This window comes from Pandoraea sp. PE-S2R-1, assembly GCF_002179865.1.
Lineage (GTDB): Bacteria > Pseudomonadota > Gammaproteobacteria > Burkholderiales > Burkholderiaceae > Pandoraea.
Map to the genome: position 1 here is coordinate 329,833 of NZ_NGUR01000010.1, position 26,475 is coordinate 356,307.

The window sequence follows — 26,475 nt, forward strand, 5'->3', positions numbered from 1 at the left end:
ACACAACATGCTGTATCAGATTCACGAGTACAACCGCGCGTGGTTGAATCCCCTCACCACGTGGGCCAAAGCGGCCGCTACCACTTTCGTCAACCCGGGTAGCCTGCTCGCCATGATGCCCGGCGCCCCCCGCATTGCCGCCGGCTACGAGTTGCTCTACCGGCTCGGCAAGGATTACGAAAAGCCCGAATTCAACATCAAGGCCGTCGAAGTCGACGGGCACAACATTCCGGTCGTCGAAATGACCGCGATGGAGAAGCCCTTCTGCCGGCTGCTGCGCTTCAAGCGCTACGCGGATGACGCCAGCGCTGTCGGCCAGCTCAAGGACGATCCGGTCGTTCTGGTGGTCGCGCCGCTGTCGGGCCATCACGCCACGCTGTTGCGCGATACCGTCACGACGCTGCTCAAGGACCACAAGGTCTACATCACCGACTGGGTCGACGCCCGCATGGTCCCGCTCGAAGACGGCGCGTTCCATCTGGACGACTACGTCGCCTACATTCAGGAATTCATTCGCCATATCGGCGCCGAAAACCTGCATGTGATTTCGGTGTGCCAGCCGACCGTGCCGGTGCTCGGCGCGATTTCGCTGATGGCGTCGAACGGCGAGAAAACGCCCAAGACCATGACGATGATGGGTGGCCCGATCGACGCTCGCAAGAGCCCGACATCGGTCAACTCGCTCGCCACGAACAAGTCGTACGAGTGGTTCGAGAATCACGTGATTCATGCGGTGCCGGCCAACTATCCGGGCTCGGGCCGTCTCGTCTACCCCGGCTTCCTGCAACATGCCGGGTTTGTGGCGATGAATCCGGACCGTCATCTGAAGTCGCACTGGGACTTCTATCTGGACCTGATGCGCGGCGACAGCGATGACGCCGACTCGCACCGCCGCTTCTACGACGAGTACAACGCCGTGCTCGACATGGCCGCCGAGTACTACCTCGACACCATCAAGACGGTGTTTCAGGACTTCAGTCTGGCGAGCGGAACGTGGGATGTGTCGGGTCAGCGCGTGCGTCCGCAGGACATCAAGACCACCGCGCTCTTCACCATCGAAGGCGAGCTGGACGACATTTCGGGCAGTGGCCAGACGCAAGCCGCACATGAGCTGTGCACGGGCATTCCGGCCAAGCGCCGGGCGCACTTCACGGCACCGGCGTGCGGTCACTACGGGATCTTCTCGGGCAGCCGCTGGCGCAACGTGATCTATCCGCAGATCCGCGACTTTATCGCCAAGAACAGCTGATCAGGGTAGCGGTCAGTCAATATAGAAAAACCGCCGTGTGAGCTTCGGCCCACACGGCGGTTTTTTCATTTCCCAGCGGTTCAGACACTCAGCGGGCGCGTAGCGAATCCATCAGCACCTGCGTGTTGAACGCCGAATACGTCTTGCGCGTGTCGTCGGCCATCACGTCGCGGCCCATCACAATGGACAGCGTGTGGCGGTTCGACATCACGTAGTAGCCCATCGCCGAGATCGTCACGTACAGATTAACCGGATCGATGCCGGTGCGAATCTCGCCGTTCACTTCACCGCGCTTGAGCGTTTCCGCGAGCAATTCCACGATTGGCGAGACTTGCTGACGAATCTCGGTCGACTGACGCATCGACTTCGCTTCGTGCAGGTTCTCGTTGTTGATGAGCTGGATCAGCGCCGGGTGCTCGGCGTAGTAATCCCACACGAAGTGGGCCAACGCCGCGACCGCGTCGAGCGGCGCAAGCGCATCGAGCTTGAGCGCGTGTTCGGCGCGGTTGAATTCTCCATAGACTTCTTCGAGTACCGCCAGATAGAGCTGGTCCTTATTGCCGAAGTAGTAATAGAGCATGCGTTCATTGATGTCCGCTCGGCGCGCAATACTGTCCACGCGCGCACCGCTCGAACCCCTCTCGGCAAACTCCTCGATCGCAGCTGCCAGAATTCGCTGGCGGGTACGCTCGGGGTCCCGTTTGATCTTGGTTTCTGGCGTCGTCATGATCGGCCGGTCGTTCTCAACGGGCGGAATTATGGCACAACGGTTTCAGTGTTTCCGCAAAATGCAGGATAATTCGCTTTTCGCCGAATCCCCCACAAAGACGTGTCCGAAGTCAACGCGCTCGCGCAGCGCATCGATGCCTTATTGCCCCAGACGCAGTGCACCAAGTGCGGTTACGCCGGTTGCCGGCCGTATGCCGACGCCATCGCCAGCGGGCAGGCCAGCTATAACCAGTGTCCGCCGGGCGGTGCCGAAGGCGTTGCACGTCTGGCGAAGCTGCTCGGCCGTCCGGTCATCCCGCTCAATCCCGAGAACGGCGTAGAACGCCCGCGCCCGCGTGCCGTCATCGACGAATCGCTGTGCATTGGCTGCACGCTCTGCCTGCAAGCCTGCCCGGTCGACGCCATCGTCGGTGCCGCCAAGCTCATGCACACCGTGATCGAAGATCGCTGCACAGGCTGCGACCTGTGCGTGCCGCCCTGCCCCGTCGACTGCATCGAGATGGTGCCGGTCACTGGCGAGCGCACCGGCTGGGACGCGTGGTCGGCAACGCAGGCCGACGAAGCCCGCGTGCATTTCGAGGGGCATCAGGCCCGCCTCGCGAAGGACAAGGCCGAGCGCGAGGCCCGTCTGGCCGCCCGCGCGGCACGGGTGGCGCCGACGGCACCCGCCGCGCCGGCTGAAGCGGACACTGTCGCTGCGTCTGCGACGGCAGCGTCGCAAGGCGAGACCGCCACCGCGGCCGCAGCCACTACGGCGCCCGCCGCCGAAGATGCGGCCGCCTCTGCCGCCGCCCGCAAACAGGCCATCATTCAAGCCGCGCTGGAACGTGCCCGCCAGAAGAAAGCCGCCCTCGCCGAACAGGGCTTAGGGCCGAAAAACACCGAGAACGTGTCCGCCGAAGTGCAGGCGCAGATCGACGAAGCCGAAGCGCGCCGCAAGCGCCTGAGCCTGACCGGTACGTCCGGCGAGCAAGACAAGACGCCAGACAAGCCATAACCCGCCTCGCCGCGACGCGCCACACCGCCAACAAGACTAGCCAAGCCGCCACCGCCCACGCCGCCATCATGAACGACGCCAAACGCCGAGCCCTGTTCGAGACGTTGCAGCAACTCAATCCGAACCCCACGACGGAGCTCGAGTACACGTCGCCCTTCGAGTTGCTCATCGCCGTGCTGCTGTCGGCGCAGGCGACCGACGTCTCGGTCAACAAGGCCACCCGCAAGATGTACGCCGTGGCGAACACACCCGCGAAGATGCTGGCGCTCGGCGAAGCCGGCGTGTCCGATTTCATCAAGACGATCGGCCTGTATCGCACCAAGGCGAAAAACGTCATCGCCACGTGCCAGATGTTGCTCGACCTGCACGGCGGCGAAGTGCCGCGCTCGCGTGAGGCGCTGGAAGCGCTGCCGGGCGTCGGCCGCAAGACGGCCAACGTGGTGCTCAACACGGCGTTCGGCGAAGACACGATTGCGGTCGACACGCATATCTTTCGCGTCGCCAACCGCACCGGTCTGGCGCCGGGCAAAGACCCGCTGGCCGTCGAACTGGCGCTGGAACGGGTCATCCCGCGCGAATTCAGGCACGACGCTCATCATTGGCTGATTCTGCACGGCCGCTACGTCTGCAAGTCGCGCAAGCCCGAGTGCTGGCATTGCGCCATCGAGCCGCTCTGCGACTTCCGTCCGAAGACACCTGCGCCGAAAAACTGAAAACTTCCGAAGACAGCCGAAGTCAGTCGAATACCCGCACCCGCCATGCAAAACGGGCGCTCCCATCGCAGGGAGCGCCCGTTTTGTTTTGATCTTCCGAAACCATGCCGGTCGCACCGGCACATCAGAAAAATCAGATGATGCGAGCCGCTTCGTCGAACGACAGACGCGGGTTGCGCGGGAACAGCTTGGCGTGATCGCCGTAGCCGAGGTTACAGATGAAGTTCACGCGCCACTCGGTGCCGGCGAAGAACGTGTCGTTGACCTTCTGTGCATCGAAGCCGGCCATCGGGCCGCAGTCGAGGCCCAGCGCACGGGCGGCGAGAATGAAGTAGCCGCCTTGCAGCGAGCTGTTCATATGCGCGGCACCGGCGGCCTTGGCGGCGTCGCCCGAGAACATCGGCACCATCTTTTCGGCACCGTTCGGGAACAGCTTCGGCAGGTGCTCGTAGAACTTCAGATCGAAGGCGATGATCGCCGTCACCGGTGCCGTACGCGTCTTTTCGACGTTGCCCGGCGCCATGCATTCGATCAGCTTGGCCTTCGCCTCGGCGCTCTTGACGAACACGATGCGCGCGGGCGTCGTGTTGGCCGACGTCGGGCCCCACTTCACGAGGTCGTACAGCTCACGCAACGTCTCGTCGCTGACCGGCTTGTCGAGCCACTCATTGTGGGTTCGTGCGTCGGTGAACAGTTGGGCGATGGATTCTTTGGCGATAGTGCTCATGGCAATGACCTCGGGTAATGAAGCGCGAATTAAAGCGTGTGGCGACACATAAAGCGAACGGCGATTGTACCGTTGCCCGGCAACCGTCGCTGGCGAGACAAAAATCGCGGCGCGCCCGCCGGAACAGGCGATTTCAGGATGTGGCCGCCGAGGCTCGGGCCGACAGCCAGAGCACGCCGGCCAGAATCAGCATGCCGCCGCCGAGCTGCGCGGCGGTGAGCGTTTCGCCTAGCAGCATGGCCGCGAGCAACACGGTAACGACGGGTTCCAGCGTGGAGAGCATCGACGCGCGCCCGGCGCCAAGGCGCTGCAACCCCGCAAAGAAGGTCAGGATGGCGATGACCGTGGAGCACACGGCAATCGCCATCAGCGCCGCCCAGCCGCCCATATTCGCCGGCCAATGCAGTGACAGCCCCTGCCCGGTACGGACCAACGCCATCGCACTGAACGAGACGGTGGCGGCCAGACACACGAGGGTTGCCGTGGCACGAGGATCCACACCGCGTGTGAGCTTCGCCCCGACCACGATGTAGCACGAGTAGATCAGCGCCGACCCCACGGCCAGCGCCATGCCGAGCGGCTGCCCCTGCCCGCCGCCCACGGTGAGCGCGGTGCCGAGCGAGCACAGCAGCAGCGCGCCGAGCTTCACGGGCGTCAGGCGCTCATGCAGAAAGATGGCCGCCAGCACCGTGACGAAGACCGGGTAGAGATAGAGCAACAACGCGACCAGCGACGCCTGCGCGTATTGCAGCGCGCCGAAGTAACACAACGACTGCCCCACGTAGCCGATACCGCCCATCAGCGCGATGCCCAGCGATTGCCGCCGCGACGGGAACGCCACCCGCCGCACCCGGCACCAGACGAGCAGCAACAGCGCCGCCACGAAGAACCGGAACAGCAGCATGGCGAAGAGATCCGCGCCGGAAGCGCTGGCCGCACGCGCGAAGATCGCCATCGCACCGAATGCCGACGCGGATACCGCGATCAACGCGATACCGCCCCAAGCCGATGGCGGGCGGGCATTTTGGACGGTGGCAGGCATAGCGGAGGATTGGGGGCTCTGCGACATGATTAAGCGAATTGAGCGACAATACGGCCTGTTTGGCGTCACGAGAACCCCACGGAGTCCCCATGTTCAATCCCAGCCGCGATGAAGTGCGGCAATTTTTCTGCACGACCTGGCAAAAGCAACGCGACGGCAACATCCTCACGCCGCTCGAGACGATTGCCGCCGACTGGATCAACGAACATCCGGAATACCACGACGCGCTGGGCGACACCGAAGAAGCGAGCGCGCGCGACTACTCGCCCGAAGGCGGCCAGACCAACCCGTTCCTGCACCTGTCGATGCATCTGGCGATCAGCGAACAGGTCTCGATCGATCAGCCGCCCGGCATTCGCGCCGCGTATGAAAAGCTGACGAACCGGCTCGACTCGCCGCACGAAGCCCAGCACCGCATCATGGAATGTCTGGGACAAACGCTGTGGGAAGCCCAGCGCAGCGGCCAGCCGCCCGATTCCGACGCCTATCTGCAACGCATCGAGCAGCAAGCCTCGCGTTAAGCTGCCCAGCGCACAGCATAACAACGACAAGAACGAAGAAAACGACGGTTGCCATGAGGCAACCGTCGTTTTTTGCTTTCTGAACGACGCCGCGTAACTTCGCTACGTCGCCACGCCGCTAGCCAGCTATCCCGCCTTACTTCTTGGTGACCAGATCGCCGGGCAGCGATTCGATATACGCGGCCATGTCCTTCAGCTCTTGCGAGGTGAACGGACGCGGCTTGCCGTCTTTACCGATCGTTGCCGGGTTGGACATCACCTGCGTCTTCATGATGGCGTTGCTACGCCCGAAGACGAGACTCTGTTCGTTCTGATACGCCCGCAGCGCGTTGTACACATAGTCGGCGTACTGCCCTGCCAGCTTCGGATACTCCGGCGTGATCGGTGCGTTCAGGTTCGCGCCGTGGCAGCTCACGCACATGCCCTTGTCGACGAGTGCCTTGCCGTTGGCGATATTGCCTGCGGCATGAGCGGCACCGGTCAGACCGGCCAGCGTGGCGCCGAGCGCCAGGGACGCCGCGAGTGCGGCCTTTGCCATCGAATGCTTCATCGTGTTCTCCTCAGCCACGCACGTTTTACTTCTGGGGATTGACCGGCGTCGACGCCGTTTGCGCCGCGTAGTACGCGGCAATGTCGACGATGTCCTGCTCGGTCAACGTGGCTGCGATGCCATGCATCGTCTGGAACTTGCGATCGCCCTTGGCGTACTCCTTCAGGGCATTTTCGATGTACTTGGCATTCTGTCCGCCGATCCGGGGCACGTGATACACCTCGGGAAACGCGGTCCGATAATCGGGAATGCCGTGGCAGCCAATACACATGGCGACCTTGTCCTTTGCCGCCTCGGGATTGGGCTTGAGTTCGGCCGCATGAAGCGCGGTGAGCGACGTGCTGCCGAGCGCCAGCGCCATCATCGTGAGGAACTTTTTCATGGTCTTCTTGGGAACGTTTTTGGTTGGAATACCGGCCCGCAACACGCAGGTCGCCGTCCCGACTCCAAGGCAGACGACCCGTGAAAAAAGCAATCGATTGTACCCCACGCCCCCCAATGCGCAAACTCGGGGCTGACCCGCACAGTTCTCCGAAGTTTTTTCGCAAGCCCTTGATGCGGCGAGACATTTTGAAAGCGCCAGCGAGCCGTATGTGCATTGTCTTATACTGAAGTTTTTCCCTGCCCGGCCGGTTGGCCGGCTGTTTGCGGACGGCTCTGACAATGCGCTTCGAAGGCTCCTCCCAGTACGTCGCCACCGACGACCTCAAACTCGCGGTGAACGCGGCGGCCACCCTGCAACGCCCCCTGCTCATCAAAGGCGAACCCGGCACCGGCAAGACCATGCTGGCCGAAGAAGTCGCCGCGGCGCTCGACATGCCGCTGCTGCAATGGCACGTGAAGTCGACCACCAAGGCACAGCAGGGCCTCTACGAATACGACGCCGTCTCGCGCCTGCGCGATTCGCAACTGGGCGACGAGCGCGTGCGCGACATCGCCAACTACATCGTCAAGGGCGTGCTCTGGCAGGCGTTCGAGGCCGAGCAACAGACGGTGCTGCTGATCGACGAAATCGACAAGGCAGACATCGAATTCCCGAACGATCTGCTGCGCGAACTCGACCGCATGGAGTTCTACGTCTACGAGACGCGCCAGCTCGTGAAAGCGCGCCACCGGCCGCTCGTGATCATCACGTCGAATAACGAGAAAGAACTGCCCGACGCCTTCCTGCGCCGCTGCTTCTTCCACTACATCAAGTTCCCCGATCCGTCGACGATGCAGTCGATCATCGACGTGCACTTCCCGAACATTCGCCACGAACTGGTGAACGCCGCGATGGCGACGTTCTTCGAAGTGCGCGAGATTCCGGGCCTGAAGAAGAAACCGTCGACCTCGGAGCTGATCGACTGGCTCAAGCTGCTGATGGCCGAAGAGATCGGCCCCGACGCGTTGCGCAGCGCCGACAACAAGCTGGCCATCCCGCCGCTCGCGGGCGCCCTGCTCAAGAACGAACAGGACATGCATCTGTTCGAGCGCCTCGTCTTCATGAACCGCGCCAACCGGTAAGCGCGCCACCGTCATGCTGATCGACTTCTTCTACACCCTGCGCGCGGCCAAGCTGCCCGTTTCGGTCAAGGAATACCTGACGTTGCTCGAAGCGCTGCAACGTCAGGTCATCGCGCCCTCGCTCGACGAGTTCTACTATCTGGCGCGGCTCTCGCTCGTGAAGGACGAGAAGCACTACGACAAGTTCGATCAGGCGTTCGGCGCGTACTTCAAGGGCGTGCAGCAGTTAGTGGACGCCTCCGGCGAAGTGCCGCTCGACTGGCTCAAGAAGCGCATGGAGCGCGAGCTCTCGCCCGAAGACAAGGCGCGCATTCAGGCGCTGGGCGGCCTCGACAAGCTCATGGAGCGCCTGAAGGAACTGTTCGAGGAACAGAAAGGCCGTCACGAAGGCGGCAGCAAATGGATCGGCACCGGAGGCACGTCGCCGTTCGGCAATGGCGGCTTCAACCCCGAAGGCATTCGCATCGGCGGCGAGAGCAACGGCAACCGCACGGCCGTCAAAGTGTGGGATCAACGCAGCTATCGCGATTACGACGACACAGTCGAACTCGGCACGCGCAACATCAAGGTGGCCCTGCGCCGCCTGCGCAAGTTCGCGCGCGAAGGCGCCGCCGAAGAGCTCGATCTGGACGATACGATCCGTGCGACGGCGGCCAACGCCGGCTGGCTCGACCTCAAGCTCGTGCCGGAACGCCACAACAATGTGAAGGTGCTGATGCTGCTCGATGTGGGCGGCTCGATGGACGACCACATTGCGCGTACCGAAGAGCTGTTTTCTGCGGCGAAATCCGAATTCAAGCACCTTGAGTTCTACTACTTCCACAACTGCGTCTACGACTATCTGTGGCGGCAGAACCGGCGGCGTCACAACGAGCGCTTCGACACGTGGGACGTGCTGCGCAAGTACCCGCCCGACTACAAGCTGATCTTCGTGGGCGACGCCACCATGAGCCCCTACGAAGTGCTGCAACCGGGCGGCTCCGTGGAATACAACAACAAGGAAGCGGGGGCCGTCTGGCTGCGCCGCTTCATCGACCGCTTCCCCAAGCATGCGTGGCTCAACCCCGAGCCCGAGGCGCTATGGCAGTATCGGCAATCGATTTCGGTGATTCGCCAGCTCTTCGCGAACCGGATGTACCCGATTACCCTCGCCGGCCTCGAAACCGCGATGCGCACGCTCAGCAAGTAAGCCCTGCCGGCCCCGCGCCATCATAAGAACTAAACAACACGAGACACTCATGACGTCCAGTACCACGCCGCTGCCGCCGTTAAGGCCGCTCGCGGACACTTCGCCCTCGGCCATCGTCGCCGGCTTCGTGGCGATGATGACCGGCTACACGAGCTCGCTCATCCTGATGTTTCAGGCCGGACAGGCCGCACACCTCACGCCGGGCCAGATTTCCTCATGGATCTGGGCGCTGTCGATCGGCATGGGCGTCACGACCATCGGGCTATCGCTGCGCTACCGCACGCCCGTGGTCATCGCGTGGTCGACGCCGGGCGCTGCGCTGCTGATCACGTCGCTGCCGGGCGTGCCCTATAGCGAAGCCATCGGGGCCTTCATCGTCTGCAACGCGTTGATTGCCATCTGCGGACTGACGGGCGGTTTCGAGACCATCATGCGGCGCGTGCCACCGGCGCTGGCATCGGCGCTGCTCGCGGGCATTCTGTTTCGCATCGGGCTGGAAATCTTCGTCGCGGCACAGCATCAGACGGCGCTCGTGCTCGCCATGTTCTTCACGTATCTGATCGTCAAACGCCTCGCCTCGCGCTATGCGATTCTGCTGGCCCTCATCGTCGGCACCGCTGTCGCGGGCGGGCTTGGCCTGCTGGATTTCAGCCACTTCAACATCGCACTCGCCAAACCGGTGTGGACCACGCCGTCGTTCTCGCTCTCGGCCACCATCAGCATCGCGATTCCGCTGTTCGTCGTGGCCATGGCCTCGCAGAACGTACCGGGCCTCGCGGTGCTGCGCGCCGATGGCTATAACGTGCCGGCCTCGCCGCTGATCTCGACCACGGGCATCGCGTCGGTCTTGCTCGCCCCGTTCGGCGCACACGGCATTCATCTGGCCGCGATTACCGCCGCCATCTGCACCGGGCGCGAAGCCCATGAAGACCCCAACAAGCGCTACACGGCAGCCGTCTGGTCCGGTGTGTTCTATCTGATCGCAGGCACGTTCGGCGCAACGATTGCCGCGCTGTTTGCCGCGTTCCCGAAGGCACTCGTGGTGTCGATTGCGGCACTCGCGCTGTTCGGCTCGATCATGAACGGGCTTGCCAATGCGATGAGCGACACGAAGCAGCGCGAAGCGGCGCTGATCACGTTCATGGTGACGGCCTCGGGGCTCACGTTGCTGTCGATCGGCTCGGCGTTCTGGGGGTTGATCGCAGGCGTGGTGACGCTGACGATTCTTCAGTGGCGGCGCGCCTGAACCGGTGCGTATCGAAGTGATACCATTCGGCCCGCAACGTATTTCGACGCCGACATGATGTCAGGCGATTTCAGGCAATTTCAGGAGTGGCAAGACAATGGCAGTGATCGAACCGACCCCGGTCTTCAAGGAAAACCTCGCACTGATGGCCGCGACCGGCAGCATCGACGGGATTGCCCGCATCGAACTGCGCGACGGCAGCGGTGCCGTCGTGGCGACCATCGAAAATGCACCGGGCAAGCAAGGCTCGCTCGCGGTGTACCACTACCTGAAGCAAGCCTTCGGCACGGTCGACGCCACTGCCGCCGAACACGGTCTGGCCGTGTTTGCCGAGCACACGGCCGACGCACGCAATCGTCCGGGCGCGCACCCGAACGTCGATCGCCTGCTGGCCGTGATCGCCGGTGGCGGTGCACTCACCATCGACGAGATCGCGGCATAACGCTTACGCGTTTTTGCGCAGTGCCATGAAAAAAGCCAGCCTTTCGGCTGGCTTTTTCACGTCTGGGCGACGCCGTCGGATCGATGCCATCAGATCGACGGCAGCGGGTCGACCTTAGATCGTCAGCACCGGGCCGCCGTCACCGTTGGCCGAGCGCAATTGCTTGACCCAGCGCTTGGCGGGCAGGCCCGTTGCGGCTTCCACGATCTTGGCGCGGGCTTCCACGTCCTTCCATTCGACCGACAGCAGGGGGCCGTTGAAGGCCAGCACGATCACATTGCCGTCGTGCACTTCCGGGAATTCGATCACGCGGTTGTCGAACGCCTGACGCAGGCGGCGAATGTTCTTCGGGTAGCTGTCGTGGTCGCCGAACAGGTTCATCGTCAGCATGCCCGGTGCGCGCAGCGTCGCGCGGCAAGCCTTGTAGAACGCCGGCGTGTCGTGCACGGGGCCACGTGCGGTCGCGTCGTACAGATCGATTTGCAGGACATCGACACTGCCGTGATTCGCGGTGTCGGTAACGAAGTTCCACGCGTCGTCTTCGATCACTTTCAAGTGACGCGAATCGCTCGGCAGGTTGAACATCGTGCGCGCCGCGATCACCACGGCGGGGTTCAGCTCAACGGCGGTCACTTGCGTGCGCGGGAATTGCTGATGCGAAAACTTCGTGAGCGAGCCGGTGCCCAGACCCAGTTGCACCACATGCTTCGGGGCGCGCATGAACAGCAACCACGCCATCATCTGTTGCGCGTATTCCAGCTCGATACGATCGGGCTTGGAAAGACGCATCGCACCTTGCACCCACGCCGTGCCGAAATGCAGGTAACGCACGCCACCCTGTTCAGAAAACGTCACCGGCGCAAAGCGCGGAGTGTAACGACGGGCGGGGCGATCTTCGGTGACGAACGCTTCGGCTTCGATGGATTTGCGTTTGATGAGGGTCATGAGTCCTTCGGGGAGATTCGGGAAATTCCGATGGGATCGCATTGTACCGGGTTCACGCGACACAGCCTTCGCAGGGACCACGGGACGGCATGCTCCCTGCGCTTCCGGCGTCCGCGACTTCGTTACGCGACATCGAGCCAATCGCGCAGTGCGAGCCACGCATCGCGCTTGGTCGCATAGGGAATCGTGTAAGCCGGGCTGCTGGACGGCAACAACACGACGGGTATCGTGACGCCGCCTTGCGCCAGTGCTCGCTGGCCGATGCGCGCCGCCGTGCCACCGTTGAACGCCACCGCGCGCAACGACGGCAACGTGGCAATCAACCCGGCCAGATCGCTGCCCGCATGCAGACGGATATTGCTGTCGAGGCTGCCTTCGCGACGCGCTTCGGCCACCACGTCCCACAGCCCGATGCCATGCGAGCGCACCATATCGAGCCGCGCCGCATAGTCGAGCGTGGGCAACGGCTTGCCGATCACTTCCCCCACCAGATACCAGAAACGGTTTTGCGGGTGCGCATAGTACTGCTGGTGCGCGAGCGACACTTCACCGGGCAGGCTGCCAAGGATCAGCACGCGCGTGTTCGCGTCCACCACGGGCGGGAAATTGCGCTTGAGATCGGGTGAATCGGGTGAATTGGGTAACTTGGCAGACATGAATCGCTCAGACGGCGGCGTGCGCCGGGCGCGCGAGCTGCGCCGCTTGCAGCCGGCGCCAGAATCGCGGCAAAAACGCTTCGGTGACGAGCAACGGTGCGCCATGCCGCAAAAACACCGACCGGCGCGCCCACAACCGCGCACGCGGCGTGAGGCCGATCAGCGGGTCACGGGCATCGTGCCGCGCCCGGGCGTGGAGCAGATGCCCCGGACCCAGCGGCCGCGAGACGAGCACGGAGCGCGTCACCGTCGGGTCGTGATAGAGCAGGTCGGCCAACGGTCGCGTACGCAGGCGCCGCATCGCCTGCCAGACCGAGCGGCTGTGCACGAGCGGCGTGACACTGTGCGCGACAACGACGGGTTCGTCGTCGATCAGCAGAATGACATCGCGCGCCCACATCGGCGTGCGCAACGGTACGCCGATCGCGCGGCATTGGTCGGCGTCGGCGGGCAACACGCGCTCGGCGACGACACGCACACTCACCCGGCCAAGTGCCGACAAGTGACGCGTGAGCGCCCCGCCCCGGGTCAGCCAGTCCTTATGACGCCGCGAGAGCGCCGGCGACGGGACAGCCTGCCAGTGCCGCCCGCTTACATCGAATCGGAAAGTCATGGGTCGGAATTATAAGGGGCCGATGCCGGTGTGCGCTGCCCACCCGACGCGAAAGAAACCATCACCTTCGCCCCAGAATGACAAAAAGCCCGGCATCTTCCGACACCGGGCTTTCCTTGCACGTCAACTTCTTACGGCTGTCCGAAACGCCGGAATCAGCCGATCAGCGCGACGCCAGCAACAGCGCGTTGGTACGCTTCACGAACGCTGCCGGGTCTTCCAGATTGCCGCCTTCGGCGAGCATGGCCTGATCGAACAGCAGTTGCGTCCAGTCAGACAGATCGGCACTCTCGGCGCTAAGACGCTTGATCAGCGCGTGCTCCGGGTTGATCTCCAGAATCGGGCGGAATTCCGGCATCTTCTGCCCGGCCGCCTTCATCAGACGCTGCAACGTCCCGCTCATGTCCTGCTCGTCAGACACCAGACACGACGGCGAATCGGTCAGACGGAAGGTCACGCGCACGTCCTTGGCCTTGTCGCCGAGCACGTCCTTCATCTTCTCGATGAGCGGCTTCAGTTCGTCGCCGGTCTTCTCCTGCGCGGCCTTTTCACCGGCATCTTCCAGCGCGCCCAGATCCAGATCGCCACGTGCCACGCTCACCAGCGCACGGCCATCGAAGTCGTGCAGGTACGACAGCAGCCACTCGTCCACGCGATCGGTCAGCAGCAGCACTTCCACGCCCTTCTTGCGGAACACTTCCAGATGCGGGCTGTGGCTTGCGGCCACCCAGCTCTCGGCCGTGACGTAGTAAATCTTGTCCTGACCTTCCTTCATGCGGCCGATGTAGTCGGCCAGCGACACGTTCTGTTCCGCCGAATCGTTGTGCGTGCTGGCAAAGCGCAGCAGCTTGGCGATGCGCTCGCGGTTGGCGTGATCTTCGCCCACGCCTTCCTTGAGCACCTGACCGAACGCGCCCCAGAACTGCGTGTACTTGTCCTGCTGGTTCTCGGCCAGATCTTCGAGCAGGCCCAGCACGCGCTTGGCACAGCCTTCGCGAATGGCCTTCACGTCGCGGCTTTCCTGAAGAATTTCGCGCGACACGTTCAGCGGCAGATCCGCCGAATCGACCACCCCGCGCACAAAGCGCAGGTAGTTCGGCAGCAGTTGCTCGGCGTCATCCATGATGAACACGCGCTTGACGTACAGCTTGAGGCCGCCCTGCGAGTTGCGGTCCCACAAGTCGTACTGCGCGTTGCCCGGCACGTACAGCAGTTGCGTGTATTCGCTACGCCCTTCCACGCGGTTGTGCGTCCATGCGAGCGGGGCCTGCATGTCGTGCGCAATGTGCTGGTAGAACTGCGTGTATTGCTCGTCGGTGATCTCGCTCTTGCTGCGGGTCCACAGCGCGCTCGCCTGATTGACCGTCTCATCGGTCTCGGCCGGCACCATGGCCTGCTTCTCTTCGTCCCACGTCTCGCCGCGCATGACGATCGGCAGCGAGATGTGATCGGAATACTTGCGAATGATCGATTGCAGTTGCCACGACGACAGCAACTCGTCTTCGCCTTCGCGCAGATGCAGCGTGATGGCCGTGCCGCGGGGGGCACGTTCGATGGTCTCGACCGAGAAATCGCCCTCGCCAGCCGACGACCAGCGCACGCCTTCCGAGGCGGGCAGGCCCGCGCGGCGTGACTCGACCGTCATGCGATCGGCGACGATAAAGCCCGAGTAGAAGCCCACGCCGAACTGGCCGATGAGCGCGGCATCCTTCTGCTGGTCGCCCGACAGGCGCGAGAAGAATTCCTTGGTGCCCGACTTGGCGATCGTACCGAGATGGGCGATGGCCTCATCGCGGCTCATGCCGATGCCGTTGTCTTCGATAGTGAGGGTGCGGGCGTCCTTGTCGAACGACACGCGAATCTTGAGTTCCGGGTCCTGCTCGTACAGCGCCGCGTCGTTGATCGCTTCGAAGCGCAGCTTGTCGGCGGCGTCCGAGGCGTTGGAGATCAATTCGCGCAGGAAGATTTCCTTGTTGCTATACAACGAATGAATCATCAGTTGCAGAAGTTGCTTAACTTCTGCCTGAAAGCTCATGGTTTCTTGCGCCATGGTCGAGAACCCTCGTGAAACGGTGAGATGAATGGATAGTCGTCGCGGTCCGCGGCCCGGCGCACTTGCGCGCGCGCTGCCAGTTTCGCGGTACCGCTCGGAACATAGGGACGGCCGGCCCTCATTTCAAGGCCGGCAGGAGGGTTATTTTGCGGCGATTTGTGCGAAGTTGGCTGAATTTGCGGCGCAGTGGGCAAAAGCCCATCAGGCCGCCCGCTCCAGTTGCCGCGACAGGAACGCCAGCATCGACGGGTCGCTGGAGCAGGCCACGTTCATCCGCATCCACGTGCTCGGTGCCTGACGCGGCGAGAACAACGCGCCCGGGGCAAACAGAAAGCCGGCCTCGTGGCCCGCTGCCGCCACGGCACTCGTATCGACGCCGGTATCCGCCCAGAAGAACATGCCGGAAGTCGGGTCGCCGAACATGCGCAGGCCGATGTGTTCGAGACGCCGCCGCGCACCGTCGCGCACCTCGTCGAGCCGCGAACGCAGACGCTCGACGTGCCGCCGGTAGTGCCCCTCGGTCAGCGCCTTGTACACGATGCGCTCGTTGATCTCTGGCGTGGTCGATCCGGCAAGCATCTTGTGATCGACAAACGTCTTCGCCAGCTCGGGCGAGCACGCGATGTACGCCACCCGCAGATTGGCCGCGAGCGTCTTCGAAAAGCTGCCCAGATAGACCACACGCTTGAGTTGATCGAGACTCGCCAGCCGTGCCACTTGCTGGTGCGGCGGGCACAGATCGCAGTAGATATCGTCTTCCAGCACCATGAAATCGTACTGTTCGGCGAGCCGCAGAATCTGGAACGCACGCGCCGGCGTCAGCGACGTGCCGGTAGGGTTCTGCAAGATCGAATTGATGATGAGCAGCTTGGGGCGATGCTGCTGCACGAGACGCTCCAGCGCCTGCACATCGATCCCTTCCGGCGTATAGGGCACGCCGATCGGCGTCACGCCTTGCGAGGCAATTCGTCCGAACATCACGAACCACGCCGGGTCGCCCACGAGTACCGTGTCGCCAGTACGCACGTACAGCTTCAACAGGAAATCCACCGCCTGCGTAATGCCTGACGTCAGCACGATCTGATCGGGGCGCGCGCCAATCTCAAGCTCCGCGAGTTGCGTTTGAAGCTGCACACGCAGCGGCAAGAAACCATGCGGATTGCCGGCCTGCAACAAGTACATCGTCGACTGGCGGCTCATCGAGCGCATGGCCGACGTCATCATGTCGGCATCGAGCAGACTCGGCGGCAGATACCCCATACCGGGCCCGCGCTCGGGGGCCACGGTGTGCAGCATGTTGCGCACGAGCCAAGGCACATCGATCGGCCCCTTCGCCACCATCGGCGCGGCCGCGAGCTGTTGCGGCATCATCGGCCGCTCGCGCACGTAGAAACCGGAGCCGCGACGCGCTTCGAGATACCCCTGCGCGACCAGCCGCTCATAGGCTTCCACCACCGAGAAGCGCGACACGTGCTTGTCTTCCGCCAGCGAGCGGATCGACGGCATGCGCATGCCGGGCAAAAACACCCGCTCTTCGATTCGAAGGCTCGCCCAATGCACGAGTTGGTCGACGAGTGTCATGCGCGCGGTGTCCAGCGCGGCGTTGTCCGCCAGCGCCAGCGGAGAAATGCGGTTTGTTGTCATCGTCTATCCACCTTGTCGGGAAGGCTGGCGTCGCCGGTTGTGCCGGCGCCAGCGCTTGCGAGGCAGGAGGGTGTTTGCCCCGCGCGTGGACGGTTGACCACCGTCTGCGGGGAAAGTGTCTGCCTCGCATCACTCATGGCACGCCACTCTACGCTAGCCAATTTCCCTGTCAATCCCGAACTGTACAGTCAATTATCTGAATATCTGTACCGGTACTGTACCGGAGTTAACCGATAAAGTGTCCTCTCAACTGGAGACCGCTATGCGTGAAATCCGACTCTTCGAGCTGGACGGGGGCCAAACCGTGTTCTGGCAGAACGAAACGCCGCAATCGCTGCAAGTGTTGCAGGGACTGCTTTGGCTGACAGTGGAAGGCGAGAGCGTCGACCATTGGCTGCGTGCCGGCGAGAGCTTCGAGATGCGCGCTGGTCAACGAATCTGGCTGGGCACTTGGAAAGACGGTGCCCGCCTGCGTGTGAGCCAGCCGACGATGTCGCTGAGCGCGCTGCCGGGACGCCCCACTGCGCGCCGCTTCGGCTGGCGCGTGCTGTGGCGCGACGCGGCGGCACGCGTCACCGGCCGCATGCTGTCGCGCAGCTGATTGACCGGGTTCACGCTGCATGAGCGCCCGCGCGGAGTAAGCTTACGGTTTTGCCACGCAACGCACTGCGCGCACCCGCTGCGCCAACGCCCGAGTCGAACCAGAACATGACCGCATCGCACGCTGCCCATTACAACGCCTTGAAACTCGACCATCTGGTCGTGGCTGCCGAAACACTCGACGCCGGTGAAGCCCACGTCATCGAACAATTGGGCCTGACCGAGATCGTGCCGCAGCGCGGCGGCAAGCATGCGCGCATGGGCACGCACAACAGCCTGCTCGGCCTGTGGGGCGGTGTGTATCTGGAAATCATTGCCATCGACCCGGACGCTCCCGCACCCGAGCGCGCGCGCTGGTTCGGTCTTGACGACGAGGCGGTGCGTACGCGTCTGGCACGTGGCCCGTATCTGGCCCATTGGGTGGCACGCGTTGAGCGTCCGCGCTCGCTGCCGCGCTGGCAATCGCAGTATCCGCAGCGGCTGGCACCGGTCATCGCCATGCAGCGCGGCGCGTTGACGTGGCAGATCGGCGTGCCGGACGACGGAAGCCTGCCCTCGTGGCAAGGCGCCGGTCAGGGGCTGCTGCCCACGCTGATCCAGTGGGACACTCCACAGCACCCCGCCGACGCCCTGCCCGAGACGGGTTGCGCTGTCACCCTGTTGCGCGGCTTCCATCCGCAGGCGACGACCGTTGCCGATCAACTGGAATGGCTCGGCGCGGAGGGTCTCGTGAATGTGGAAGCCACGCTGGTCGAGCCGACACTGGTCGCCGAATTTGAAACCCCGAACGGTCCGCGCACGCTTCGTTAAGACGAATTAGACGAATCAGACGATTTCAACGACTGACACGCGTGCGCACAGGTTCGAACTGAACCTATCGAACGCCCGGCACAACGCATGGCGGGCGGTACCCCAGAAAGAGACACAAAGAGGCGACACCATGAATTCGCGCGAATCACGGGGCATGCTGATCGGACTGATCGGCGTGCTCATCTTCAGCCTGACCTTGCCGATGACGCGCATCGTCGTGGCCGAAGTCAACCCGCTGCTCAACGGTTTGGGCCGCGCGCTCGTGGCCGCAGTGTTCGCGGGTGCGCTGCTGTGGTGGCGTCGCGAGCCGTGGCCGACCAAGCGTCAATTGAAGAGCCTCGCGATCACCTCGCTGGGCGTGATCGTGGCGTTTCCGGTGTTCTCCGCGTGGGCCATGAAGACGATCCCCGCCTCGCACGGCGCCGTCGTCAATGGCCTGCAACCGTTCTTCGTGGCGATCTACGCCTATTGGCTGGGCGGTGAGCGCCCGTCGCGCGGCTTCTGGGTCTTCGCGCTGCTCGGCAGTGCACTCGTCATCGCCTTCGCCCTGCGCGCCGGCGGCGGCACACTGCACGCCGCTGACGGCCTCATGCTGCTCGCCGTGATCATCGGCGCGCTCGGTTATGCCGAAGGCGGCAAGCTGGCCCGCGAGATGGGTGGCTGGCAGGTGATCTGCTGGGCGCTGGTGGTCTGTGCCCCGGTGCTGGCACTGCCCGTCGGCTGGCTCGCGTGGCAGCAGCCGTGGCCGGTGAGCGGCCGCGCGTGGGGCGCCTTCGCCTACGTCACCCTGTTCTCGCAGTTCATCGGCTTTTTCGCGTGGTATGCGGGTCTCGCCATGGGCGGAATCGCGCGCGTGGGCCAAGTACAATTGCTTCAGATTTTCTTCACGATTGCGCTGTCCGCCCTCTTTTTCGGCGAACAGGTCGACACCGCGACATGGCTCTTCGCTGCCGGCGTCGTCCTGACCATTGCACTCGGCAAGAACATGAAGATCGGCGCCTCGCGACTCACGGGCAAACCGGTCTGAGGCGATGTCCGGCGCGCGCGACCCCTGCGCCGGACACCGCTTACCCCCAAGGCGATGCCTCATGCCGCTAAGCGACCGGCATCCGCACCGCCTGACACTTGCGGCCTTTCCGACCGACGCCCCGCCATCTTGACGGCCGGACAGCCGCCTTACCCAAGCGAGACCATCATGCATGATTGGCAATATTCCGAACGTGCCCGCAACCTGACCAGCTCGGCGATCCGCGAAATTCTGAAGGTCACCGAACGCCCCGATGTCATTTCGTTCGCTGGCGGCCTGCCCTCGCCCGCCACGTTCCCCGTCGCCGAAATGCGCGCCGCCGCCGAGCGCGTACTGACCGAGTCGCCGCAAGCCGCGCTGCAATACAGCGCCACCGAAGGCTTCGCCCCGCTGCGCGAGTGGATCGCGAAGCGCTACTCGCGCGATGGCCATACGGTCACGCCCGACAACGTCCTCATCACCACCGGCTCGCAACAAGGCCTCGACCTGATCGGCAAGATCTTCATCGACGAAGGCAGCCGCGTGATTGTCGAAGCCCCGAGCTATCTGGGCGCGCTGCAATCGTTCTCGCTGTTTGCGCCCACCTACGTGTCGGTGCCCACCGACGACCACGGCCTGCTGCCGGAAGCGCTCACGCCCGAACTGGTGCGCGGCGCCCGCTTCCTGTACGCGATGCCGAACTTCCAGAACCCGACCGGACGCCGCCTGCCGATGGCGCGCCGCGAAGCGCTGGCGGCCGTCGCGAAACGCGAGGGTCTCGCCATCATCGAAGACGATCCGTACGGCGAGCTCGACTACGAAGGCCAGCGTCTGCCGAGCCTCATGTCGCTGGCGCCCGATCACGTGCTCTACATGGGCTCGTTCTCGAAAGTACTGGCCCCGGGGCTCCGCCTGGGCTTCATCATCGGACCGAAGCCCGTCATCGCCAAGCTCGTGCAGGCCAAGCAAGCGGCCGACCTGCACACGCCGAGCGTGACGCAGCGCATCGCCTATGAAGTGGTCAAGGACGGCTTTCTCGAGACGCACATCCCGTCGATCCGCACGCTTTATGCGGCACAGGCCAAGGCGATGCTTGCGTCGCTGGAGAAGCACATGCCGAAGGACGCCACGTGGACCACACCCGCCGGTGGCATGTTCATCTGGTTGACATTGCCCGCCGGCATCGACACCATGCAGTTGCTGGAAAAAGCGATCGCGCAGAATGTGGCTTTCGTGCCGGGTGCGCCGTTCTACGTCGGCACACCGCAGTCGAACACGTTGCGCCTGTCGTTCGTGACGGTGCCGCCCGAGAAAATCGAAGTGGGCGTCTCACGTCTGGGCGCACTGATCGCCGACGCATTGACGCGCCGCGCGGCCTGAGCTGGCTGCCGGGTCGATTTCAACGACTCTGTTTCAATGACTTTGCAAGGAAGCCGTACATGTCCGTCTACGACAAACTGAAGCAACTGGGTATCGAACTGCCGACCGCCGGCGCCCCCGCCGCCGCTTACGTGATGAGCGCGCAGACCGGCAACACCGTGTTCCTGTCGGGCCATCTGCCGAAGAAAGACGGCAAGATTTGGACCGGCAAGCTCGGCCACGATGTCAGCGTGGAAGACGGCAAGGCCGCCGCCCGCGCCGTGGCCATCGAACTGATCGCAACGCTGCACGCCCACACGGGTGATCTGAACAAGGTCAAGCGCGTCGTGAAGCTGATGAGCCTGGTGAACTCCACGCAGGAATTCACCGACCAGCATCTGGTCACCAACGGCGCGTCGGAACTGATTGCCGAAGTGTTCGGCGATGCCGGCAAGCACGCACGCTCGGCATTCGGCGTGGCGCAGATTCCGCTGGGCGCTTGCGTCGAGATCGAACTGATTGCCGAACTGGCCTAAGCCGGACAGAAGTCAGGCAGGCAATCAAGCAAGCAAGCAGGAAACAAAACAGGCACCCTCGGGTGCCTGTTTTGTTATGCGGTCGCGCTACACAAGCGCCGAAGTCATCACACCGGCTTGGTATTCCCGTAAGCACGCCGCATGGCGATCGCCACGGCGAGCGAGATGACGACGGCAATGCTCAGCAACGCCACGACACCGTGCCAGCCGTGCGCACGCAGCATCACACCCGAGTAGCTGCCAAGCAGGCTCGAACCGATGTAGTAGAAGAACAGGTACAGCGCCGAAGCAATCGCGCGTCCCTCGGTTGCGCGGCGCCCCACCCAGCTGCTGGCCACCGTGTGCGCACCGAAAAAGCCGAACGTGAAGATTGCCAGACCGGTGACGACACCGAGCACCTGCGGCGCCAGCATGACGATCAGTCCCACGAATGCCAGCGCAACCAGCGCCCAGAGCAAGCGGGCACGGCCCAGCCGGTCCGACAGCGGCCCGGCGATGAACGAGCCCACCACACCGATCAGATACATCGTGAAGATCGCGCCGATGGCCGCATGCGGCAACTGGAACGGCGCGGCGGCCAGATGGAAGCCGAGATAGTTGTACACGCTCACGAAGCTGCCCATCATCAGCCCCGCAAACAGATAGAGGCCAAGCAGCGCCGGGTCGGCCAGATGGCGGCGCGCATGCCCGATGGCTTCACGCACCGTCATGTGACGCGGTGTGAAGCGGCGCGAGTGCGGCAGGCTGCGGGCAAACTCCAGCCCCATCGCCAGACACACCAGACCGATCATCGCGACCGACACGCGCCACGAGAACAGATCGGCGACGAAGGCCGCCATCACACGGCCGGCCATGCCGCCAAGAATGTTGCCGCCGATATACAGCCCCATCGACATGCCCAGCGAGCGCTGATCGATCTCTTCGCTGAGATACGCCATCGCAATGGCCGGCAGGCCCGACAGCGCCAGCCCCTTGAGCGCCGCGAGAATCACGATGGTTTCGAAGTTGGTCGAAAACGCACTGGCAAGCGTCAGCACGGACGAACTGAGCAACGCGATCGTCATCATGCGTTTGCGGCTGACACGATCGGCGGCCACGCAGGTCACTAGCAGGCCGAGCGCCATCATCATCGTGGCAGCGGAGACCGACCAGCTCGCCTGCGCCGGCGTGATACCGAAGGTGGTGGTCAGCAACGGCAGCAGCGACTGCATGCAGTACAACTGGGCGAACGTCGAAAAGCCGCCGAAGAACAACGCGCGGCTGATGACTGCATATTCACGAGTGCCACGCGACACGCCAGCGGGCAGTTTGGGCGCAGCCGTCTGCGCCGCTGCGGCGCCGTGGGACAGAGGAAGGGAATTCGTAGAGGCCATGGTGCTGGCTTCCTCTTGGGGAGCCAATTCGGGAGGGGGTATAGGCCGATGATAGGTTTGCGCTTACCCCACGTCCAATATATATTTAAGCGTCGTTTCTATATATAAAACAGATCAATCCTATGGAACTGCGTCACCTTCGCTACTTCGTGACCGTCGCCGAAGAGCTGCACTTCAGCCGGGCAGCGGCAAGGCTCAACATCGGCCAGCCGCCGTTGTCGATGCAGATCCGGGCCTTGGAGGACGAACTCGGCGTCACGCTGTTCGAGCGCACGCAGCGGCGTGTCTTTTTGACGACGGCGGGCCGCACGTTCCTCGTGCGGGCGCGGCAGATTCTGGCCGATGCGGATGCCGCGCGGCAGGAGGTGCAGCAAATTGCCGGGGTCGATGCGGGCGAGTTGCGGATTGCGTTCACCACGTCGGCACCGATGACCAATCTGATGAAACGAGTGCTGACCAGCTACCGCCAGCAATACCCGCGCGTGACGCTCACGCTGAGCGAATCGCCCTCCGAGCGGCAACTCGATGCATTGGGCGAGCGCACGCTGGACATCGGGCTGCTACGCCGCGCCGACGACGCCGCCGGGGTGTCCGGGCTCAGTTTCGAGACGCTGGTGGACGAAGCGCTGCTGGTGGTGATGCATCAGGGACATGCGCTGGCGGGACGCGCGCAAATTTCGATGGCCGATCTGGCCGGCGAACCGTTCATCATGCATCCGCCCGATGTGGGCACGGCCGTCGACGGCAAGATACGCCAGATGTGCGAACGCGCGGGTTTCACGCCGCGCGTTGTGCAGGAAGCGCGCGAGTCGACGACCATCGTCGCGCTCGCGGCCAGCGGCCTCGGCGTGGCGGTGTTACCCGCCGCCGTGCGCTGTATCCAGATTGAAGGGGCGCGCTTCATGGACCTGGCCGAAGCCGACGCCCGCACGCCCTTGCTGCTTGCCAAGCGTCGCGACGATGCCAGCCCGTTAGTGCAGGCGTTCGTCGCGATGTGCCACGACGTGGCCGGCGCTCAGGCGAAGCAAGGTGACACGCTCACCCGCGCAGCGACGCCGCCAGGCCGATGACGACCACGCCGAGCACGAGATTGAGAATCACGAGCCGGCGCACACCATTGACCGCCGCTGCGCCATCGGGCCACGACTGCGCCTGCACGGCACGTTGCAGACGCGGAAACAGCGCAAAGCGGATGTGGCCGTAGACCAGCATCATCAGCACGCCGATACCCGCCATGGCGTGCACCGGCCAGCGGGCATGCAGCCCACCCATGCCGAGCATCATGTGTCCGCCCGAGAGCAGGATCACCACGATGGCGACGCCCACCCACGTCAGAAACTTCGAGAGCGCCGCCTCCCATAACGGCAGGCGCTGCTGTGGCGGCAGGTCCAGCGACGCCGGACGCAGACACGCCAGCGCGAAGAACATGCCGCCGACCCACACGACGACGCTCACCAAATGCAGGAACAGACTGAAGGCATAAACGCTCATAGGTGACTCCCGTCAGGATGCCGAAGGCGCGGCCGGCAACACCGGCTCCAGCGAGCGCGCCGTAAAGGTCGAGAATTTCACCGCCGGCGCACGGCCCTTGCGGGCGCGCTTGCCGATGTTCGGCGCGAGCGCAGCACCCGAGAGCGTCTCGGACTGCGTCTTGCCACCCCGTACCAACCCGTGAACGGTCACGCCGGCCTCGCTGATCGGCACCGCCGACACCAGCGTCTGCTTGGCATCGAGACCGATCAACGTGACGCCACGGCCACCGCCCGAGAGCGACTTCATTTCGTCCATGCCGAACACCAGCAGGCGGCCATCGCTCGACAGACACGCGACGGCGCTTGCCCCCGCGAAGATCGGCGTCGGCGCCAGCGGTTCGGCCCCTTCGTCGATCGTCATGAACGATTTACCCGCCTTCAGACGGCTCACCATATCGCCCAGCTTCGTCGAGAATCCGAAGCCGTTGGTGGTCGCGAGCAGCAGTTGCTGGTCAGCCGATGCGGCGTAGTAGTGCAACAGACGCGAACCCGATTCGAGTTCGATCAGCGAGGTCAGCGGCACACCGTCGCCACGACCGCCCGGCAACTGCGCGACTGCCACGGAATACACGCGGCCGTTGCTGCCCCACGCGATAAACGGGTCGACCGTGCGGCATTCGAAGGTGCCGTAAAGCGAGTCGCCCTGCTTGAACGTAAAGCCCTGCGCATCGAGCCCGTGGCCCTTGAGCGCACGCACCCAGCCCTTGGCCGACACCACGACCGTCACCGGCTCGTCGACGACACGGGCCTCGGCCACGGCACGTTTTTCTTCCTGAATCAGCGTGCGGCGATCGTCGCCGAACTGCTTCGCGTCGGTTTCGATTTCCTTGATGATCAGGCGCTTCATCGTGCTGTCGTTGGCCAGCAGCTCTTCGAGCTTCGCCTTCTCGTCGCGCAACGACGCGAGTTCCTGTTCGATCTTGATCGATTCCATGCGCGCCAACTGGCGCAGCCGGATTTCGAGAATGTCGTCCGCCTGACGCTCGCTCAGCTTGAACGCGCTCATCAGCGCCGACTTCGGTTCATCCGCCTCGCGAATGATCCGGATGACCTCGTCGATATTCAGGAAGACAATCATGCGGCCTTCGAGAATATGGATGCGGTCGTCCACCTTGTTCAGACGATGACGCGAGCGGCGCGTGACCGTCTCGAAACGGAAGCCGATCCACTCGGTAATGATGTCGCGCAGCGACTTCTGTCCCGGGCGGCCATCGGCGCCGACCATCACCAGATTGACCGATGCGCTCGACTCCAGGCTCGTGTGCGCGAGCAGCATCGTGATGAATTCCTGCTGGTCGATGCGGCTCGACTTCGGCTCGAACACCAGTCGCACCGGTGCGTCCTTGCCCGACTCGTCGCGCACGGTATCGAGCATCGCGAGCACCGACTGCTTGAGCGTTTGCTGCTCGGGCGTAAGCGACTTCTTGCCGAGCTTGACCTTCGGGTTGGTGATTTCCTCGATTTCTTCGAGCACCTTCTGACCCGACGTGTTGGGCGGCAATTCGTACACCACCGCCTGCCACTGGCCGCGCGCCATCTCTTCGATTTTCCAGCGCGCACGCACCTTGAGGCTGCCGCGTCCGCTGTCGTAGGCCGCACGAATTTCCGCCGGACTGGAGATCAGTTGACCGCCGCCGGGGAAGTCCGGGCCCTGCACATGGGTCATCAGCTCGGCGTCGTCGAGCTTGGGGTTACGAATCAGCGCGACCGCGGCCGAGGCCACTTCGCGCAGATTGTGCGACGGAATTTCCGTTGCCAAGCCCACGGCAATACCCGACGCGCCATTGAGCAGCACGAACGGCAGACGTGCCGGCAACAGACGCGGCTCTTCGGTCGAGCCGTCATAGTTCGGCACGAAATCGACCGTACCGGCATCGATCTCGTCGAGCAGCAGTCGCGCGATCGGCGTCAGGCGCGCTTCGGTGTATCGCATCGCGGCGGCACCGTCGCCGTCGCGCGAACCGAAGTTGCCCTGCCCGTCGATAAGCGGGTAGCGCATCGAGAAATTCTGTGCAAGGCGCACCAGTGCGTCGTACGCAGACTGGTCGCCATGCGGGTGAAATTTACCGAGCACGTCGCCGACCACGCGGGCCGACTTCACGGGCTTGGCATCGGAGGCAAGGCCCATCTCGTTCATCGCGAACAGGATGCGGCGTTGTACCGGCTTCTGACCGTCGCACACATCCGGCAGTGCGCGGCCTTTAACCACGCTAATCGCGTAGTCGAGATAGGCACGTTCGGCGTAGTTGCCGAGCGTCAGCGTGTCGTCATCGGACGGCGTTGAAAAGAGATCTTCTACTTGTTCCATAAAACCTGTGGGTTTGCTGCGAACGTTTGGCGAGAGTTCGGTTACACGTTGACGCCAGATAATACCAAGCTCACTGGTACATTTCGGCAAAAACACTGCCGAATGACAAAGCGGACCTGCGAATTAGGT

General features: G+C 63.6%; 27 protein-coding genes. 14 read left to right on the top strand and 13 right to left on the bottom strand.

Annotated elements, in window-relative coordinates:
• Positions 1–7: 7 nt before the first annotated feature.
• Positions 8–1,249, top strand: coding sequence for a polyhydroxyalkanoate depolymerase (locus tag CDV44_RS12020; RefSeq protein WP_058379423.1), 1,242 nt, complete (start codon positions 8–10; stop codon positions 1,247–1,249).
• Positions 1,250–1,337: 88 nt separating this feature from the next.
• Here the strand turns inward: CDV44_RS12020 and CDV44_RS12025 are convergent, their stop codons facing one another.
• Entirely contained in the window at positions 1,338–1,976 is a 639-nt protein-coding gene (locus CDV44_RS12025) for a TetR/AcrR family transcriptional regulator (protein WP_087688239.1), read from the bottom strand.
• Between the two features lie 102 nt (positions 1,977–2,078).
• On the opposite strand from CDV44_RS12025, the gene rsxB reads away from it, so the two are divergent.
• Together rsxB and nth are read left to right on the top strand one after the other, a co-directional pair.
• Positions 2,079–2,975, top strand: a complete 897-nt coding sequence (gene rsxB / locus CDV44_RS12030) for an electron transport complex subunit RsxB (RefSeq protein WP_087688240.1) — start codon at positions 2,079–2,081, stop codon at positions 2,973–2,975.
• A gap of 68 nt (positions 2,976–3,043) precedes the next feature.
• Positions 3,044–3,688: an endonuclease III gene (gene nth / locus CDV44_RS12035; RefSeq protein ID WP_087688241.1), complete on the top strand. Its 645-nt coding sequence runs from the start codon at positions 3,044–3,046 to the stop codon at positions 3,686–3,688.
• Positions 3,689–3,821: 133 nt separating this feature from the next.
• Here nth and CDV44_RS12040 read toward each other — a convergent pair whose 3' ends face one another.
• Both CDV44_RS12040 and CDV44_RS12045 read right to left on the bottom strand, forming a co-directional pair.
• Positions 3,822–4,415 (bottom strand): malonic semialdehyde reductase, encoded by a 594-nt coding sequence (locus CDV44_RS12040; protein WP_087688242.1) that lies wholly within the window; start codon positions 4,413–4,415, stop codon positions 3,822–3,824.
• A gap of 133 nt (positions 4,416–4,548) precedes the next feature.
• Positions 4,549–5,457: a DMT family transporter gene (locus CDV44_RS12045; protein WP_249277514.1), complete on the bottom strand. Its 909-nt coding sequence runs from the start codon at positions 5,455–5,457 to the stop codon at positions 4,549–4,551.
• A gap of 89 nt (positions 5,458–5,546) precedes the next feature.
• Here CDV44_RS12045 and CDV44_RS12050 point away from each other — a divergent pair, with 89 nt between their 5' ends.
• A complete protein-coding gene (locus tag CDV44_RS12050; protein ID WP_087688244.1) occupies positions 5,547–5,978 on the top strand; it encodes a DUF1841 family protein in 432 nt (143 codons plus the stop codon).
• Between the two features lie 136 nt (positions 5,979–6,114).
• Here CDV44_RS12050 and CDV44_RS12055 read toward each other — a convergent pair whose 3' ends face one another.
• Together CDV44_RS12055 and CDV44_RS12060 are read right to left on the bottom strand one after the other, a co-directional pair.
• Positions 6,115–6,516 carry a c-type cytochrome gene (locus CDV44_RS12055; RefSeq protein WP_058380385.1) on the bottom strand — a complete coding sequence of 134 codons (402 nt, stop codon included), beginning with the start codon at positions 6,514–6,516 and terminating at the stop codon, positions 6,115–6,117.
• Positions 6,517–6,553: 37 nt separating this feature from the next.
• Positions 6,554–6,910 carry a cytochrome c gene (locus tag CDV44_RS12060; protein WP_058379430.1) on the bottom strand — a complete coding sequence of 119 codons (357 nt, stop codon included), beginning with the start codon at positions 6,908–6,910 and terminating at the stop codon, positions 6,554–6,556.
• 281 nt (positions 6,911–7,191) lie between these two features.
• On the opposite strand from CDV44_RS12060, the gene CDV44_RS12065 reads away from it, so the two are divergent.
• The 4 genes from CDV44_RS12065 to CDV44_RS12080 all read left to right on the top strand — a co-directional run bounded on the left by CDV44_RS12065 (position 7,192) and on the right by CDV44_RS12080 (position 10,911).
• Positions 7,192–8,034: a MoxR family ATPase gene (locus CDV44_RS12065; protein WP_087688245.1), complete on the top strand. Its 843-nt coding sequence runs from the start codon at positions 7,192–7,194 to the stop codon at positions 8,032–8,034.
• Positions 8,035–8,047: 13 nt separating this feature from the next.
• On the top strand, positions 8,048–9,223 hold the full coding sequence (locus CDV44_RS12070) for a VWA domain-containing protein (RefSeq protein WP_058379432.1): 1,176 nt from the start codon (positions 8,048–8,050) through the stop codon (positions 9,221–9,223).
• Between the two features lie 49 nt (positions 9,224–9,272).
• The gene (locus CDV44_RS12075; protein ID WP_087688246.1) at positions 9,273–10,469 is read left to right on the top strand and encodes a benzoate/H(+) symporter BenE family transporter; all 1,197 of its coding nucleotides are present in this window, start codon (positions 9,273–9,275) and stop codon (positions 10,467–10,469) included.
• Between the two features lie 103 nt (positions 10,470–10,572).
• Positions 10,573–10,911, top strand: a complete 339-nt coding sequence (locus tag CDV44_RS12080; protein WP_087688737.1) for a DUF2322 family protein — start codon at positions 10,573–10,575, stop codon at positions 10,909–10,911.
• Between the two features lie 114 nt (positions 10,912–11,025).
• Here CDV44_RS12080 and CDV44_RS12085 read toward each other — a convergent pair whose 3' ends face one another.
• The 5 genes from CDV44_RS12085 to CDV44_RS12105 form a co-directional block, all read right to left on the bottom strand.
• Positions 11,026–11,856, bottom strand: coding sequence for a hypothetical protein (locus CDV44_RS12085; RefSeq protein WP_058379434.1), 831 nt, complete (start codon positions 11,854–11,856; stop codon positions 11,026–11,028).
• 122 nt (positions 11,857–11,978) lie between these two features.
• Complete coding sequence (locus tag CDV44_RS12090; protein WP_087688247.1) at positions 11,979–12,512, bottom strand: DNA-deoxyinosine glycosylase; 534 nt, start codon at positions 12,510–12,512, stop codon at positions 11,979–11,981.
• A 7-nt stretch (positions 12,513–12,519) separates the two neighbouring features.
• A complete protein-coding gene (locus tag CDV44_RS12095) occupies positions 12,520–13,125 on the bottom strand; it encodes a chorismate lyase (RefSeq protein WP_087688248.1) in 606 nt (201 codons plus the stop codon).
• A gap of 163 nt (positions 13,126–13,288) precedes the next feature.
• Entirely contained in the window at positions 13,289–15,175 is a 1,887-nt protein-coding gene (htpG, locus tag CDV44_RS12100) for a molecular chaperone HtpG (protein ID WP_087688249.1), read from the bottom strand.
• Between the two features lie 204 nt (positions 15,176–15,379).
• Positions 15,380–16,807 (bottom strand): PLP-dependent aminotransferase family protein, encoded by a 1,428-nt coding sequence (locus CDV44_RS12105; protein WP_058380387.1) that lies wholly within the window; start codon positions 16,805–16,807, stop codon positions 15,380–15,382.
• A gap of 277 nt (positions 16,808–17,084) precedes the next feature.
• Here CDV44_RS12105 and CDV44_RS12110 point away from each other — a divergent pair, with 277 nt between their 5' ends.
• From CDV44_RS12110 to CDV44_RS12130, 5 genes are all read left to right on the top strand, one after another.
• Positions 17,085–17,423 (top strand): DUF2917 domain-containing protein, encoded by a 339-nt coding sequence (locus CDV44_RS12110; RefSeq protein WP_058379438.1) that lies wholly within the window; start codon positions 17,085–17,087, stop codon positions 17,421–17,423.
• 107 nt (positions 17,424–17,530) lie between these two features.
• Positions 17,531–18,232, top strand: coding sequence for a VOC family protein (locus tag CDV44_RS12115; protein ID WP_087688251.1), 702 nt, complete (start codon positions 17,531–17,533; stop codon positions 18,230–18,232).
• 130 nt (positions 18,233–18,362) lie between these two features.
• Complete coding sequence (locus CDV44_RS12120) at positions 18,363–19,259, top strand: DMT family transporter (protein ID WP_058379440.1); 897 nt, start codon at positions 18,363–18,365, stop codon at positions 19,257–19,259.
• Positions 19,260–19,427: 168 nt separating this feature from the next.
• Positions 19,428–20,618, top strand: a complete 1,191-nt coding sequence (locus tag CDV44_RS12125) for a PLP-dependent aminotransferase family protein (protein ID WP_087688252.1) — start codon at positions 19,428–19,430, stop codon at positions 20,616–20,618.
• A 59-nt stretch (positions 20,619–20,677) separates the two neighbouring features.
• Complete coding sequence (locus CDV44_RS12130) at positions 20,678–21,133, top strand: RidA family protein (protein WP_087688253.1); 456 nt, start codon at positions 20,678–20,680, stop codon at positions 21,131–21,133.
• A gap of 107 nt (positions 21,134–21,240) precedes the next feature.
• On the opposite strand, the gene CDV44_RS12135 is transcribed toward CDV44_RS12130, so the two are convergent.
• Complete coding sequence (locus CDV44_RS12135; protein ID WP_087688254.1) at positions 21,241–22,506, bottom strand: MFS transporter; 1,266 nt, start codon at positions 22,504–22,506, stop codon at positions 21,241–21,243.
• A 122-nt stretch (positions 22,507–22,628) separates the two neighbouring features.
• On the opposite strand from CDV44_RS12135, the gene CDV44_RS12140 reads away from it, so the two are divergent.
• Positions 22,629–23,576: a LysR substrate-binding domain-containing protein gene (locus CDV44_RS12140; RefSeq protein ID WP_087688255.1), complete on the top strand. Its 948-nt coding sequence runs from the start codon at positions 22,629–22,631 to the stop codon at positions 23,574–23,576.
• On the opposite strand, the gene CDV44_RS12145 is transcribed toward CDV44_RS12140, so the two are convergent.
• Complete coding sequence (locus CDV44_RS12145; RefSeq protein WP_058379444.1) at positions 23,545–23,997, bottom strand: CopD family protein; 453 nt, start codon at positions 23,995–23,997, stop codon at positions 23,545–23,547. The two genes, CDV44_RS12140 and CDV44_RS12145, sit on opposite strands and share 32 nt — an antisense overlap.
• Positions 23,998–24,009: 12 nt before the next feature.
• Positions 24,010–26,346, bottom strand: coding sequence for a DNA topoisomerase IV subunit A (parC, locus tag CDV44_RS12150; protein ID WP_087688256.1), 2,337 nt, complete (start codon positions 26,344–26,346; stop codon positions 24,010–24,012).
• Positions 26,347–26,475: the final 129 nt, after the last annotated feature.